Source organism: Thermostichus sp. MS-CIW-37 (assembly GCF_054060065.1).
In genome coordinates, this window is record NZ_JBSSCV010000001.1 from 190595 (window position 1) to 204684 (window position 14090).

General features: G+C 58.5%; 18 protein-coding genes. 10 read left to right on the forward strand and 8 right to left on the reverse strand.

Features of this window, described 5'->3' with window-relative positions:
- Window positions 1-106: 106 nt before the first annotated feature.
- Window positions 107-1261 carry an RNA-guided endonuclease InsQ/TnpB family protein gene (locus tag ACVWYZ_RS00835; protein WP_457465576.1) on the forward strand — a complete coding sequence of 385 codons (1155 nt, stop codon included), beginning with the start codon at window positions 107-109 and terminating at the stop codon, window positions 1259-1261.
- 37 nt (window positions 1262-1298) lie between these two features.
- On the opposite strand, the gene ACVWYZ_RS00840 is transcribed toward ACVWYZ_RS00835, so the two are convergent.
- Together ACVWYZ_RS00840 and ACVWYZ_RS00845 are read right to left on the reverse strand one after the other, a co-directional pair.
- On the reverse strand, window positions 1299-1499 hold the full coding sequence (locus tag ACVWYZ_RS00840; RefSeq protein ID WP_041436785.1) for a DUF2811 domain-containing protein: 201 nt from the start codon (window positions 1497-1499) through the stop codon (window positions 1299-1301).
- A gap of 625 nt (window positions 1500-2124) precedes the next feature.
- Window positions 2125-2793: a RibD family protein gene (locus ACVWYZ_RS00845; protein WP_414357546.1), complete on the reverse strand. Its 669-nt coding sequence runs from the start codon at window positions 2791-2793 to the stop codon at window positions 2125-2127.
- Window positions 2794-2905: 112 nt separating this feature from the next.
- Here ACVWYZ_RS00845 and ACVWYZ_RS00850 point away from each other — a divergent pair, with 112 nt between their 5' ends.
- The 3 genes from ACVWYZ_RS00850 to clpS all read left to right on the forward strand — a co-directional run bounded on the left by ACVWYZ_RS00850 (window position 2906) and on the right by clpS (window position 5766).
- Window positions 2906-3301, forward strand: a complete 396-nt coding sequence (locus tag ACVWYZ_RS00850; protein ID WP_414349609.1) for a hypothetical protein — start codon at window positions 2906-2908, stop codon at window positions 3299-3301.
- Between the two features lie 140 nt (window positions 3302-3441).
- Window positions 3442-5283, forward strand: coding sequence for a hypothetical protein (locus tag ACVWYZ_RS00855; RefSeq protein WP_457465510.1), 1842 nt, complete (start codon window positions 3442-3444; stop codon window positions 5281-5283).
- Between the two features lie 177 nt (window positions 5284-5460).
- A complete protein-coding gene (gene clpS / locus ACVWYZ_RS00860) occupies window positions 5461-5766 on the forward strand; it encodes an ATP-dependent Clp protease adapter ClpS (protein ID WP_011434126.1) in 306 nt (101 codons plus the stop codon).
- Here clpS and cobT read toward each other — a convergent pair.
- Window positions 5715-6842: a nicotinate mononucleotide-dependent phosphoribosyltransferase CobT gene (cobT, locus tag ACVWYZ_RS00865; RefSeq protein ID WP_457465512.1), complete on the reverse strand. Its 1128-nt coding sequence runs from the start codon at window positions 6840-6842 to the stop codon at window positions 5715-5717. The genes clpS and cobT overlap by 52 nt on opposite strands.
- A 150-nt stretch (window positions 6843-6992) precedes the next feature.
- Here cobT and ACVWYZ_RS00870 point away from each other — a divergent pair, with 150 nt between their 5' ends.
- The 4 genes from ACVWYZ_RS00870 to ACVWYZ_RS00885 all read left to right on the forward strand — a co-directional run bounded on the left by ACVWYZ_RS00870 (window position 6993) and on the right by ACVWYZ_RS00885 (window position 9065).
- Entirely contained in the window at window positions 6993-7316 is a 324-nt protein-coding gene (locus ACVWYZ_RS00870) for a DUF1825 family protein (protein WP_011434128.1), read from the forward strand.
- 29 nt (window positions 7317-7345) lie between these two features.
- Window positions 7346-7795 (forward strand): Fur family transcriptional regulator, encoded by a 450-nt coding sequence (locus ACVWYZ_RS00875; RefSeq protein ID WP_457465514.1) that lies wholly within the window; start codon window positions 7346-7348, stop codon window positions 7793-7795.
- A complete protein-coding gene (locus tag ACVWYZ_RS00880) occupies window positions 7792-8295 on the forward strand; it encodes an AbrB family transcriptional regulator (protein WP_414330730.1) in 504 nt (167 codons plus the stop codon). Before ACVWYZ_RS00875 ends, ACVWYZ_RS00880 begins: the two co-directional genes overlap by 4 nt.
- 74 nt (window positions 8296-8369) lie before the next feature.
- Window positions 8370-9065: a chorismate pyruvate-lyase family protein gene (locus ACVWYZ_RS00885; protein WP_457465515.1), complete on the forward strand. Its 696-nt coding sequence runs from the start codon at window positions 8370-8372 to the stop codon at window positions 9063-9065.
- A 125-nt stretch (window positions 9066-9190) separates the two neighbouring features.
- Here the strand turns inward: ACVWYZ_RS00885 and ACVWYZ_RS00890 are convergent, their stop codons facing one another.
- A complete protein-coding gene (locus tag ACVWYZ_RS00890) occupies window positions 9191-10762 on the reverse strand; it encodes a photosystem II high light acclimation radical SAM protein (RefSeq protein ID WP_457465517.1) in 1572 nt (523 codons plus the stop codon).
- Between the two features lie 139 nt (window positions 10763-10901).
- Between ACVWYZ_RS00890 and ACVWYZ_RS00895 the strand changes: the two genes are divergently transcribed.
- Window positions 10902-11042, forward strand: coding sequence for a hypothetical protein (locus ACVWYZ_RS00895; RefSeq protein ID WP_457465518.1), 141 nt, complete (start codon window positions 10902-10904; stop codon window positions 11040-11042).
- A 3-nt stretch (window positions 11043-11045) separates the two neighbouring features.
- Here the strand turns inward: ACVWYZ_RS00895 and ACVWYZ_RS00900 are convergent, their stop codons facing one another.
- The 3 genes from ACVWYZ_RS00900 to ACVWYZ_RS00910 all read right to left on the reverse strand — a co-directional run bounded on the left by ACVWYZ_RS00900 (window position 11046) and on the right by ACVWYZ_RS00910 (window position 12278).
- The gene (locus ACVWYZ_RS00900; protein WP_414399467.1) at window positions 11046-11357 is read right to left on the reverse strand and encodes a hypothetical protein; all 312 of its coding nucleotides are present in this window, start codon (window positions 11355-11357) and stop codon (window positions 11046-11048) included.
- Between the two features lie 182 nt (window positions 11358-11539).
- The gene (locus tag ACVWYZ_RS00905) at window positions 11540-11827 is read right to left on the reverse strand and encodes a hypothetical protein (RefSeq protein WP_414384205.1); all 288 of its coding nucleotides are present in this window, start codon (window positions 11825-11827) and stop codon (window positions 11540-11542) included.
- 130 nt (window positions 11828-11957) lie between these two features.
- On the reverse strand, window positions 11958-12278 hold the full coding sequence (locus tag ACVWYZ_RS00910; protein WP_457465521.1) for a hypothetical protein: 321 nt from the start codon (window positions 12276-12278) through the stop codon (window positions 11958-11960).
- 129 nt (window positions 12279-12407) lie between these two features.
- Here ACVWYZ_RS00910 and ACVWYZ_RS00915 point away from each other — a divergent pair, with 129 nt between their 5' ends.
- Window positions 12408-13538, forward strand: a complete 1131-nt coding sequence (locus tag ACVWYZ_RS00915) for a geranylgeranyl reductase family protein (RefSeq protein WP_414352097.1) — start codon at window positions 12408-12410, stop codon at window positions 13536-13538.
- On the opposite strand, the gene ACVWYZ_RS00920 is transcribed toward ACVWYZ_RS00915, so the two are convergent.
- The gene (locus tag ACVWYZ_RS00920; protein ID WP_414418594.1) at window positions 13535-14020 is read right to left on the reverse strand and encodes an ATP-binding protein; all 486 of its coding nucleotides are present in this window, start codon (window positions 14018-14020) and stop codon (window positions 13535-13537) included. The genes ACVWYZ_RS00915 and ACVWYZ_RS00920 overlap by 4 nt on opposite strands.
- Window positions 14021-14090: the final 70 nt, after the last annotated feature.

A 14090-nucleotide genomic window follows, 5' to 3' on the forward strand; every position in this document is an offset into this window, starting at 1 on the left:
TTTTCGGGCTGGAGGCCCGCACCATAGCCGCAGGCTTGGTGCCGGGAGGAAAGCCGCCTCCATATAAGAGTACTGGGATAGAACCTGGATGAGCTACAATGAGCCCATGAGCCAGACCATCTCTGTACGTTGCAAGCTGATAGTCCCACAAGAGTTGCGTCAAGAGATTGACCGCACCTTGCAGGGATTTGCTGACGCCTGCAACCAGATCCTCGACACCGCCAAACGCGAAAGGTGCTGGAACATCGCCAAGCTACACCACTTGGTTTATAGGCCAGTGAGAGCGGCAACGGGGTTGAAAGCCAACCACGTCTGTCAGGCACTCCGCCGTGTGATTAGCAACGCCAAAGCGGTGAAACAAGTCCACAAGTTTCGCCCCACCAGCCTGACTTTGGATGTACGTACTTTCGAGTACCGAGAGTCCGAACAGGTTGTTGGTGTAACACTGATGAGTGGACGGGTTCGGCTCAAGCTCAAGATCGGCGGCTATCAGATAGCGCTTCTGCGGGGCCAGAAGCCAACAAGCGCTACTCTGTCCAAGACCAAGCAAGGGGAGTACTACATCAACATTGCGGTTAAGTTGGACACTCCCCCAACTGGCAAGACTCCTAAGGTAATCGGAGTTGACTTGGGCAGGCGGGATATAGCCACCGCCAGTAACGAACGCTCTTGGGGTGGAGAACACATCCAGGCCGTCCGCGACCGGTTCAGCCGTGTACGCGCCAAGGTTCAATCCAAACGCACTCGCAGCTCTAGGAGGCTGCTGAGAAGGCTCTCTGGGAGAGAACGACGCTACCAGACATGGCTGAACCACAACATCAGCAAAACCTTGGTCAGGGATGCCCAGGCTATTGGTGCGGCACTGGCTTTTGAGGACTTGACAGGCATTCGAGAGCGCCTGAATCAGAAGCCTCGCAGCAAGACTGAGCGGCGCAGGCCTAACAACTGGGCGTTCTACCAGCTCAGGATGTTTGTGACCTACAAGGCTGCCATTGCTGGAGTGCCTGTGGTACTGGTTCCGCCCGCCTATACCAGTCAGACCTGTCATAACTACCTGCACATCCACCCTGAGCAGGGCAAATCCTACCGAAGCGGCAAGTCGTTCAAGTGTGGACATTGTGGCTGGGAGGGGGATGCTGACTATAACGCTGCTCGGGTAATCTCTCTCCTTGGGGCGACTGTAAACTCGCCTGAAATTCCGAAACTTAGCTGTCCCCTGGGGCCGCTAGGGATTGGGATAAAGCCCGCACCCTGCGCATAGCGCGGGTGCCGGGTAGTTTACGGGCCATCCTTGGAGCTCAGTTGCGGCGAAACAGGCTGTCCAAGTAGATGCGTGCCGCCCGCCGGTCGCTCTCCCCGCTTTGGAGCAGGAATAACGAGAGCGCTGCCGTCACCACCCGATCCTGATCCCAGTCGGGATGGCGGGAGAGGTAGTTTTGGAGGGTGTCATGCAGCTCCTCGGGAATTTCACTCAAAATGCTAACGCTGTGAGAACTCATAGTCCAACCACTCACTCGGGGTCAAGAGGGGAGAAAACGGCATCCCGCAAAACCTGCGGCCACAGCCAGAACTTGGGCAGCCCGAACAGAGCGAGCCCGCAACACCAAAACCCAACCTAGGTAGGCTAGGGGCCTCAGCAGGCCCGCAAGAAGAAAAGCAAGCGATATAGATATAGGTTCATAGCTTGCCCCTATCCCGGCGGATGGGAGGGAGGGCATTCACAACTGTTCCTAAGCCTGTCGTGGGCCGTAGAACAGATAAAGTCCTTTCTTTCTAAGGAGAGCGCTCGGGAAAATCTCCACACCACTCGCCCTCAGGTGGGGCTATTCTGCCCTCTGCCCTATGGGGGATGTCAATCCCAAGCCAGGGATCCAACAGGACAAAAGCTCTCCATTGGCCTTGATGGGATCGGAAAAAACGGCGCGATCCCGTTACGTTTCTCAGGGTGTAATTGCCTGAACCTTACCCACCTCAACTTTTCCACAGAAACCCCCGATGCCGCCCCCTGAGGGAAAGGCCCTGTGGAAAACAGCCCACCCGCCTGTGGAAAGTCTGGGGAAAACCTGTGGATTTCCGGGAAATCTGAATTTGTCCAAAAATTTTTGTGTTTGTGTCGAGCATTTCTCAGGGCCACTCAACTCCGTAGCGCAAAAACAGCTCCTTGGAACCGCGGCGGCATTCCAGCAGCTCCAACTGGGGCGGGGATCCCTGCACTTGCCAACCCTCAATGCTGGCAGGCGCATCGGCATATCCACTCAGCAGCACCGGAGCGAGGGTAACCCACAGCTCATCCAAGGCCCCTGCCTGGAGAAATGCCCCCAAAAGCCGCCCCCCGCCCAACAACCCCACCCGTTCAATGCCCAAGCTGCGCAGGCGGGCCAGCCGTGCCGGCAGATCCCAATCGGCAGCCACCCAGATGTCCTCAAAGCCGGTTCGGTTCCGCCAAATCCGGGATCCCTTGGGAGTTGTCCACAGCCAACGGGTGAGGGGCTGGCGAAAAAACGGCAAATCCTCAGGAATATCTCCGCTGCCAGAGCAGATGATCGTCAGAGGCTGGGGGGATAGGCCCTGAGCAGTTCTGCGTTGGATCAACTCGGGATCCCGAATACGCAGACTGGTGCCGTAGGCCCGCAGAGTGGCTGCCCCCATGATCAAAGCCTGTTGCTGAGCAGCTTGGGTTTCCAAATGCCGATAGTCCTCAGGGCTGCTGAAGGAGGGCCTCTGCGCTCGGTGGGCTGCGATCTTTCCATCCAAGCTCTGGGCGAAGATGGCAACCAAGTGGGGACGATTCAAAGGCAAGATCGCTGGGAAAGGGTGGGCAAACCCTACAAATTGACCAGAATAGAGTCAGGCATCGCCGGGGGAACCGTGGCACCGGTCACCAGCTCGCCCATGCGGAACGGATATGTTAGGAACATTTCAATCCTCCACCATCCGGGTTGAAGTCGAGGCCAGTGCATCGACCGTGCAGCGCTGTCTGACAGAGGTGGGATTGTTGCAGCAGTGGATCTGGCCCCAGCAACTGCAGGGATCCCTTCCCGAAAGGCTGGAGCTGGGCAGCACCTTTGCCGCCCAATGGGGCCCCCTCTCGATCATGCACCAGGTGGAAACCCTGCTGCCGGAACGGCTGCGCCTGCTGATGTGGGGAGGAGCCGATGGCTACTGTGACTGGCTGTGGGGGAACGGCTGGGTGCAGTTGCGGGTAGAGGCTGTCTCTCTCCTGCCCTTGGGCTTGGGACAATTGCTGATGCTGCGGCGGCTGCAACAGTTTGCCCAAAGCCAAGAACAGCGCCCCTCTTAGGACTTAAAAAGCGACCTTCCGGCAAAATCCGTGGATCCTCGGCTTGACAAAATGCGTTTCGGTTGCAGCATGCTACTTCTCTAAGGATTTTCCACTACGATAGTTGTAGCAGAGCTTACTCTTCCCGTCCGAGAGGCCCAATGAATCCGCCGACCAGCCCCACCCCAACCGCCATCGAGCAGGGAAAGTTTGAGATCCGCTTGGGAGAAGCCCTCAACCGAGCAGGACTGCTCACCCCCGCCCAACTGGCTCAGGCCATGTGGGAAAAGGCCGATACCCCCTTGATGTTGGGGGAGCTGTGTATGCAGCACGGCTGGATTGCCCCCCGAGATCTCTACCCATTGATTCCGGTCGAATTGGTGCGCATCGGCGAGATCTTGGTGCTGCATGGGTATCTGGAGCTGGAGCACATCCATCAGGCTCTGATTCAGCAGCGGCAGCACCCGGAGCGCAAGCTGGGGGAGATCTTGGTGCAGCAGGGCTGGGTACAACCCCACTGGTTGGAATGGGCCTTGGACAAGCAGCAGCGGCTGCGGCGCCAGAAAGGAGCTGCCAACAGTTGGGAGGTGATGGTGGAGCAGTGGTCCACCATTCCCGATCAGCCCCCTCTTTACGTCTCACCTCTACAGGTAGCTCAAGAGACTTACAAAGCCACCCAGCAGTACAAAGCCCAACTGGAGCGCTACCAAGAGCAAATTGCCACCTTAGAAGCGCAACTGGAGCAACAGCGGCAGCAGCAACAGCTCATGGCCGAACAGTCGCTGCGGCAGGTCGCCGACTATCAAGCCCGCCAGCAGGAACAGCAGCAGCGCATTGCCCAATTGGAAGCCCAAATTCAACAGGAGACAGAACAACAAAAGGCTGCCCAACAGCGCATTCGGGAACTGGAGGAGCAACTCCAAGCCCAGCAAACTCAGGGATCCGCGCAACTGCAAGCCGCCCAAGCAGAGCTGGAAATCCTACGTCGCCGCTGCCACGAGCTGACAGAATGGCAATCTCAAGCCAAACACCAGCTGCAAGAGCTGGGATCCCAACTGCAGGAGCAGCAGAAGATACAGCAGGATCAGGCACAGCAGCTCCAAGAGCAAACCCACCTGCGTCATGCTCTGCAGCAAATGGAAGCCCAAGTGGCTGCCCTGAACCAGTCGCTGCAGGAGCACCAACACCAACTCCAACTGGCCCAGTCTACGAAGCAGCGCTTAACTGCCGACCTAGCCCACGTTCGCCAAGAAGCTGCCGAGGCCACCCACCGCCTGCAAGTGCAGCTCCAAGAAACCCAAGCCCAACTGCGAGAAACTCAAGATCGCTTGCAGGAAGCCCAAGCCCAAGTGAGCCAGCTCCAGGCCCAACTGCAGGCGGCCCAAGCGGAAAACCGTGCTCTAGCCGCAGCGGTAGCCGAAGCCCGGCGAACTTCCCCACCTGCAGCTGCACCGACCCCAGCTTCGGAGAAAGCCCGGCCAGAGACAGAGGATCTCAAGACCCTGACCGTAGCCGACTGGGCAGCCGAGCTGAGTGCCCCAGAAAGCGAATTGCCCCCGCAGCAATATTTGGGGGAAGAGGACTTGGAAGCTCTACAGCGGGCCACCCCCTGGGTACAGCGGGTATTGACCCAATTGCGGGCGGCTGGCCTAATCGACAATGCCGGCATCGAAACCGTCATTCACGCTTGGGAAAAGGCAGGGGGCACCTTCACGGATGTGCTGGCCCACCACAGCGGCCTCAAGCCGGAGACCGTCAAATTTTTCAGCGAAGGGGGCTACTCTGTTCAACTGGCAGGGGGACGCCACGTGGCCGATTACCTCAAGGCTTCTGGGTTGGTCAGCGCCGCCCAAATCGAACAGATCCAGAAGCACCTGCCGCCAGGCGGATCCCTGTGTCAGGCCCTTGCCCAAGCCGGGATCCTACGCCGGGCCACTGCCCTGTATTTCGAGCGCCACTTCGGCGGGCAAAAGCCCCGCCGCCCGCTGCGGGAAGAGCTTTAGAGGAACCATGCTCTATCGCTGACGCCAACGACCGACAAGGGATCCGAATACAGACACAAGCTGCCAACAAGATGCCAATTAGACTAGAAACTAGATAGAGATAGATCATCAGAAGCGACCGGTTTCTCACCCCTGAGAGACCCAAGTTACTCGGTAGTTGTGTCGATCTCTTCTGCTATGACTACGGAAGCTCCAACTCGACCTGCTCAGCAGTTCTCGCCCTCGAGAACCCAGGTTCGCCAGCCCTACCCCCACTTCAAGGTGATCGTCTTGGATGACGATTTCAATACCTTTCAGCACGTTACGGAATGTCTGCTGAAATACATCCCCGGCATGACTTTGCCCCTAGCGCGGCAACTGACCGTGCAGGTGGATGCCGAAGGGCAAGCAGTTGTTTGGGTCGGCCCTCAAGAACAGGCGGAGCTCTACCATCAGCAATTGCTGCGGGAGGGGTTGACCATGGCCCCCTTGGAGCCGGCCTGAAGCACCAGGCGTTCGTAGCTGCGCTCAACTGCTGCCAACAGCTCCGCTTGGCCCCAACCGGCGTAAAGGCTGCTGGCAATGGCCAGCCCACCCGCCCCCACCCCTTCCTTGACATAGCCCCGCTCGTAAGCCTGTAGAGGCAGATAGCGGCTATTGGCAAAGCTCAGTTGGGTGGCCAAAAGGGGGGCAACCCCCAACAACTCTGCCAAGGCCACCGTATTGCCCGAGGGATCCTCTGCCACCCAGCGGGTGGTTCCCACCACCACGTTCTCCGGGGGCCAAGGGATCCCCTGCTCTTCCCCCCAGCGCTGCATCAAGGCCAGCACCGCCAACATTTGGGTTCCCCCTGCCAGCAGCACAGCTCCCCGTTGCGCTGCGCCCATCGCCAACCCGGCCACAAAGGGCTGCATGGGATCCCCCACTGCGGCTACCACCTCGGCAGCAGAAGCTCCCCTTGGCAGACGGGCCAATCCCTGCCGGGCCAAGGCCAGCTTTTGGGTGTGGTTACAGACCGGGTGGCTGCTGTTCACCATGCCCTCTGCTGCCCACCCCAGTCCCAACAACACCGCCAGCGCCGTGGTGGTGCCCCCTGCCACACACTCCCCAATCACACAGTAGCCTTGCTCCAGCCGGGATCCGCGGTCGTACCCTTCTTGCCAAAGGGATCCCACCTGCTCCAAAGACAGAGCCTGTCCTGTGCTCAAGCAGCGGGCCACTCCCCCAGAGCTCACCGTTTCTGCCCCCGGCAAAGGTTCCGGCAAGCCACAATCGAACACTCGGCACGGGATCCCCAACTCCCTCAGGATGGCGCAGCTGATCACCACTGGGGAAGGATAGCCATCCGGAGAGGTGGGCAAGCGGTGAGAATGGCCCGCCAGCAACACTTCCCCATCGGCAAGAGCTGTGTAGCGACGCAAGGAGGGGGTAGCGCCGGCAGCCGAAATGCCCGGAACAAGAGCCGTTTCGGTAAACCCCAAGCAGGCCAGAAACAGAGGTCGGGATCCCTGCACCCGTTCGCACCACCGCCGGGCCACAGCCGGCTGAGTGTAAGCCTTAACGCAAGGAAACGGAAGCATACCGGACACCGAGGCAAACAAGCCAGAGTCTATCCTGAGCCAGAAGGGCGGGATCCCGTACTCGCAGGAGGGGTTGCCTCCTGCTGAGGCAATCGGATTCGGATAGGATGGGTATACCCAATGCAGTTTATTCAGGGCAAACGGAAGGCCATGAGCTTCTTCGACTCTGAGATCGTCCAAGAGGAAGCCAAGCAACTGTTTCAGGATTTCCAAAACCTGATGCAGCTTGGTCAACGGTACGGCCAATTCGACCGGGAAGGCAAAAAAATCTTCATCGAACAGATGGAGGAGTTGCTGGAGCGCCAGCGCATTTTCATGAAGCGGCTGGAACTCTCCGACGACTTTATGGCTCAAATGACCATCAAACAACTGCAAACTCAGCTTGGGGGGTTTGGGCTCTCCCTGACCCAAATGTTTGACCAGATGCACCAGACCCTAGAGCGCATGAAAGCTGAGGCAGACGCTGAGCGTTGACCCCCAAGAACGACCTACACGAAGGGATCATGTCTTCTTCCCGCCAGACCCGCAACCAGAAATTGATTCTGGAGGTGCTAGAGCATCGTTCACAACCCCTTTCGGCGCAAGAGATCTTTCTGGAGTTGCGCAATGCCAACCACACCGTCGGTCTGGCCACGGTTTACCGAGTTTTGGATGCTCTGCGCAATGAGGGCAAGCTGCAAGCGGTCAACTTGGGAGACCAGCAGACCTACTACCAGGTTCTGCCCAGCAATGGCCACAACCGCCACCACCTGATCTGCACCGAATGTCGGCGGGTGGTGCCTTTGCCCGATTGTCCGGTGGAAGATTTGGAGGCACAGCTTTCCAGCCGATACCAATTTGCGATCGAGTACCATGTGCTTGACTTCTACGGCGTCTGTGCCCAGTGCCGTAGAGGAGTTGGGCCAAGCCCGGACTCACAGCGTTCCTCTTTTCTCAAAGCTAAGCCCAAATGATGAGCTATCTCTGGACGGTGTTGATCGGGCTGGCCGGCGCCCTGATCGGGGTCAAGCTGAGGCTTCCGGCGGGAGCACTGGTGGGCTCCATGGTGGCGGTGGGTTTGGTGAATGTCTGGGGGGCGATCCCAATTCCCGCTCCCCCAGCCGGGATCCGTTTTGCCATGCAGGTGGTGTTGGGCATTCTTTTGGGTACTAAGCTCACTGCCGATACGCTTCTGGCCCTGAAAGATCTGTGGCGACCAGCCCTGCTCTGTACAGTGATTGCGGTGGGCACGGGGGTCTTGTCGGGGTACCTGATCTCCCGTTGGCTGGGGATCGAGCGCTTGACTGCCATCTTGGGCACAGCTCCAGGAGGCATTTCCGACATGAGCCTGATAGCCCTGGACATGGGAGCCCAAACCAGCACAGTGGTGGTCATGCACTTGGCACGCCTGATCAGCGTCGTCGTGGTCGTCCCCTGGGTGGTGCGGCTGTTGGTTCAGCCGGGCACGAGCTAGGAAACTCCTCAGAGCAGAGATGGTGGGTGGGTTAGACTAAGGGCGATACAGAACTTAACAACTGAACCGCTGCCTTGGAACTTTCCCCTTCTCCCCTCACCTGCCATGCCGACGCTGCCGGATCCCCTTGGAGCGCTGCTCTCCGTTCTGCAGATGGCTCTTTGGGCAATGTCTCCTCTGGCCAAGGCGATTGGTGGCCTCTACAGCTGCATTGGCAGGGGGAGCCAGACCCGGTACAGCCTGAGCTGGTGCAGGTGGATCCCGTGCTGCGCTTGCTGCTTTTGGGGGATGGCTTTACCACCCGTAATCTTGCTGCCTTGATCCAAGAGCCGATTCAGGCTCATCTGCTGGACACGGGCCGGGTTGATTTACAGGCAGAGCAGGGCACTGCCCCCAAGTCCATGCAACAGCTGGCCAGAGATTTGGGGCGGCTGGGATCCCCTTTGATGCGGCGGCGGGTTTGGCTGTGCGGGGCAACCTCTCAACAGCCCTTGCTCTATGCCACCTCTTGGTGGAACTCTGAACATTTGGCCCAATACTTGCCCCATCCCGATCAGCCCATCGGCCAAAATCTGATCCAAGAAAAACTGGAGACCTTTCGCGAGCTGCGCGGCCTTTACCACGGCGAGGCAGACCCGGTTGCCCGGCTGCTACGGTGTTCCGGCCCCTTTTGGGCCAGGCATTATCTCTTGTGGCACAGGGGCAAGCCTTTGACGGTCATCTACGAGGTGTTTTCTCCACGGCTGGGTGCGAGGGCTCTGTCCCGCTAGCGCGACGGAGACCTCCAACGGCGCACGGCTGCGGTGATGGCGGCGGCCACCTGCGGATCTGATTGGGCACTGGCGGAGATGCGCTGATAGTCCTCCTAAGGTTAGAGAGGCTGCCTGGCCAAGATCTAAGACACGTAAACCCCTGTCAGGGGCGCGCTCAGGGCTTCTTCCAACTCTGCCAGGCCAAGACGACGCTCCAGGATATCCATCACCTCGCGGCCAAAATCATGGGGGTTGCGATCCCAAGCTTCTAGACACACTTCCCCAAAAAAGGATCCCAGGGGTTCTGGGTTCCAGAGCAGTTTGCGCGCCGTCCAAGGAGTCATGTGCATGGGGTTAAAGCGGTCGTCGATAACACCGATTTTGCGGGCAAAATCTTCCAGGTGGGTGTGGGGTTGCAAGCCGATAAAAAAGATAGCCGGCTCAACTTTGTCGCGGCCAAAAATGGCTTCCAGCTCGCGGTGATACCGTACTGTTTGCCGAATGGTTTCCGGTCGCTCGTCGATGACATTAAAGGAGTAATTGACCGAAACCAGATCGTTGAACCCTGCCTGTTTGAGGTAGCGGCAGCTCTCCAGTACCGTGCGCAGGTTATAGCCCATGCGCATTTTGCGCACCAGCTCCTGGGATCCGCTGGTGATGCCGATCTCGAAGTAGCTCATGCCAGTTTTCACCATGATCTCGGCCAGCTTTGGGGTGAGGTTGTCGGCCCGAATATAGGCAGCCCAACGAATATCGGTCATGCCGGCATCAAGGATTTTCTGCAGCAATTCCTCCGCATCCTCAATGTAGCGGCGGGCAGGGATAAACTGGGCATCGGTAAACCAAAAGTTTCGCACTCCTCGCTCGTACAACTGCATCATTTCTCGGATCACCTCATCCACAGGGTTGAGGCGCACCTGCTTGCCTTCGATGACGGTGTAGATGCAGTAGCAGCAGTTGTGGGGGCAGCCGCGTTTGGTTTGTACCCCAATGTAAAAATCGCCCCCTTCTAGGTAGTAGTCAATTTCCGGCCAAATGGCGGTGATGTAGGTGTAATCACAGGCGGTTTTTTGCAGAGGTTGGGGCGGCTCGTGGATCAAGCCTGGGCGAGGCTGTTCCAGCTTGGCCCGATAGCAACGCTCTGCAGCAAGGCTTTGCCCTTGGATCACTTTTTCCAGCAGGGTTTCCCCCTCCCCTACCGAGATGATGGTGCCTTTGGGCAGATAGCGGCCCAATTGTTCATAGAAGACGCTGACTGCCCCACCTCCCAGCACCGCTTCAGCGTGAGGTTTGTAGCGCCTGGCCCTGCGGAGCCCCTGCCAGACCAGCCGTGTGTTGCGCCAAATCTCGCCATAGTAGGCCAGCACCAGCCTGAGGCTATTCAGGGATCCCCGCAATTTTTTCAGGGGGTTGCGGGCGTAGAAAAACTCAAAAGAGTGTTGCAACAGGTTGCCGGCCCGCCCGTTCACCGGCGCATAGACTTGAATATCTCGCCAAGAGAAAACCAGCAAATCCGGCTGAAACTGATCAATTTGCTCCAGCATGCAGCGGCGAAAATCCAAGGGCGGAAAGGTGCCCATATCGAAGATGCGCTGCTCAACTTGGGGGAACAGCTTGTGGACGTGATCGGCCAAGTAAACCACCCCAATGGGAAAGATGGGGTTGCAGGGCAGCCGCACATAGAGGATTTTTTGAATCTTCAGGTTCGAGGCCATACAACCTGAGAGCTTACTTCACATCTCTTCACTCACTCTAGTCGGTTTTTGAGGGGCGCGGCGGCCCAGTCGGCGATGGGATATTGACCGGCTGGAGCTGATCCCACGCCATACCCGACGGGATTCCGATGGGGATCGGGTGGAGGTAAGCCCACAGTTGAACGTCTGGGCGGGCAACCGCAAGTACGAGCTAAAGGATCTGCAAGAGCCAGAGTTGGAGTGGCTGGCCGCGGAGCTGAGCCGTTGGCTGAAGATCCCGGTTGAACGGCAGAAGGTGTAGTTGTCAATCCAAATAGGCACTCAACTCCTGCTCCAGTGTGGGCAGTTGCACCTCTCCCTGCTCCAGCTCTTCCAAGTCTTCCAGTTGTTTGCGCAGGCGGGCAATCCGCTCTTGCAGGCACTCCTTGATGCCTTTGGCCCCCAAACTGAGACAACTGCGGCAGACTTCCCCGTAGATTTGCCCGCGGTCGTTGTAGACCACCGCCAGCAACACTTGGTGCCCTTTTTTCTGGATGGGGTTGGCCCATCCCCCGCAGATAATGCAGGGCACTCGGCCATTGCCCGCGTAAATGCTGCGTTCCCAGACGATTCTCACGCTCAGCCTCAATGCAACTTGTTGCCCACCAGCATAAAAACCCAGGGGGATCCCTTGCCACCCCAAGATGCCGCGTTCCTTCCCTTCCCATTGCGGTGAAACGGTTTGCTGGTTAAATGCCTGCCCCCCTCTCCCCCTGGGAGAGGGGCTTGGGGGTGGAGGCCAAAAAGGGATCCCGGCGGCTAGGTGCTGGGCCGGGCAGGTTGGGAGCGGTCGATGGTGCGATAGGTAAGGCTGGCAGCCACCTCCAGAGCTTTGGCGGCGTCGCGGAAATAAAACCCCAACTCCTCATCCTTCTCCGTGCGGTTGGGCTTGTTGAACTTGGCCTTGAACTGCACGTTGCAATACATGGCCAACCCCACCAGAACCTCTGACAGGCCGTGCTGGTTGATCAGCCGCTCCACATCCGTAAGCAGGCTTTTGATCAAGGCATCGGCTACTGGTTCTGGCAAACTGTCCAGGTCGTGCATGGGGGCTCCTCAACCAACGAGAGCAAACAAGCCAACGGGTCTGGAAAATCGAGATGGATCTGGGATCCCGAAGGCAACCTCTCCTGATTTTCCTGCATCTTTTCCAGAATGCCCAATGCCCTTGCCAACGCTACCACCACTGCCGCAGCCAGCCCCACAGGCCCGGATACCGAATGGAGCGCTCCTGGGCCGCTTGCTCCAGATGATGGGCGTGGTCTTGGATGCCGGGATGCCGCAGACGATTTAGGCGAATCAAATAGGCGTAGCGGCGGATTTGTTCTCGCAACTGCTCTGGGGGAAGGGCAAAGCACGCTGGGCAAAGGGAGCCGAGATCCAACCCCTTATCGTTGAATAGGTGACGAACTCGCTTCCCGCCCGCAAAACGCTTTCCGCAGGCGGCACAGTAGCAAGTTGAGGGCTGGCTGGCAAGCCGCTGCCATCGAATTCGCATCGTCTTCTGTCTAGCCGGCTGCTGTGAAGGGATCCCTTGTAACCGTCATTCGTAGACCCAATATAATTCTTTTGGGCAGTTCTTCTGGTAACCAGAACCCCGGTCAAGGGGGCTTGCAGATCGAAAACCATGCCGCAACTCTACGACTGTGTCATCGTCGGGGCTGGCCCCGCCGGCGGATCTGCTGCCTACCATCTGGCCAAGCGGGGACGCTCAGTGCTGGTTCTGGAAAAGGATCCCTTGCCCCGCTACAAACCCTGTGGGGGGGGAGTTTCTCCTATGGTGGCGGCTTGGTTTGACTTCGACTTTGGCCCCGCCATTTCCCTCAAGATCCGGCAAATCCGCTACACCTGGCGTGGTGGCGATCCGGTGGTGGTCGATTTGGATTTAAAAGAGCCCGTTTGGATGGTGCGGCGGGATATTTTCGACCACTACTTGATTCAGCAGGCGCAAAAGCAAGGGGCTGCGCTCCAGGCAGAATGCCCCGTCTCCGGCCTTGAGTGGCAAAGTGACCACTGGCAGGTGATGACATCCGCCGGCCCAGTCTGGGGTCGGTACGTGATTGGGGCCGATGGGGCAAAAGGCTCGATGGCCAAGTGGCTGGGCTTTCAGGAACGCCGTCGTCGCCTGGCTGCCGCCTTGGAAGCAGAAGTGCCCCTCTCGCAGCCGCAAACTGCAGCCGCCCATTTTGACTTCGGTGCCGTCAGCAATGGCTACATCTGGAACTTCCCCAAGGCCGATGGCTACTCAATTGGAGCGGGCACCTTTCGGGGTGGAGAAAAACAAAACCTGCGGGAAATTGCCGCCCAATATGCCCAAAGCTTTGGTGTGGACTTGAAATCGGTCAAGCCATTTGGCCATCCCATCTGCCTCTGGGACGAAGATCAACCGCTACACACCCAAAATGCCCTCTTGGTGGGAGATGCCGCCTGCGTCATCGATCCGTTTACCGCCGAAGGGATCCGCCCTTCCCTTCTCACCGGCATGTTGGCGGCCCAGGCCATCGATCAAGCCCTGGGTGGGGATACAGAAGCTCTGGAGAACTACTCCGCCCGCGTCCAGCAGGAATGGGGCTCCGAGATGCGTTGGGCCAAGCGGATTGCGGCGTTGTTCTATCGCTTTCCGGGCGTGGGCTATAGGGTGGGCGTTAAGCGACCGGGAGCCACTCGGCGCATGGGCCAGATCCTGGCCGGTGAACTGCGCTACAGCGATGTAGCCAGCTCGGCCATTCGCAAGTTAAGCGGCGGCTTGCTCGCCTAGGCCCGGCACCGACAGACTCGAACAGGATCGTCGAAGCGCTTGCCGATCACCAGGCAGTTGCGACCATCGGCCTGGCGGGTGTAGCTCAAGTGGGTAGAGAGAGCTTTCATCAGCAAAATACCCCGTCCCCCCTCGGATTCAAGATTGGCGTTGGGCGATGTGGGATCCGACAAGTTCCGGGCAAATCCCTCCAGATCAAACTCCTGACCCTGATCCCAGATGCGCAACTCCAACCCCTGCGGCATCAGCAGCAGCTCAATGTCGATGGGCGTACTTTCCGGCAGAGCGCGGTGGGCGTGGCGAACGGCGTTGGTAAACCCCTCTACCAAAGCCAACTGACATTCCGCCCAAATGGGATCCGGGATGCCCGCATTTCGGAAAGACTCAAACCAGGTCAAAACCTGGTCAAGCGCGTCCAGGGTTGTGTCAACCCTCAGCGCAAACGTTTGTCTCTTGTCCAGAGGGATCCCTGCCGCGTTCAAAACCGAACCCCAACGATGAGGATTGAACTCAAGCCCATCAATCCTGGCCGGATTGACCCTACCAGATTCT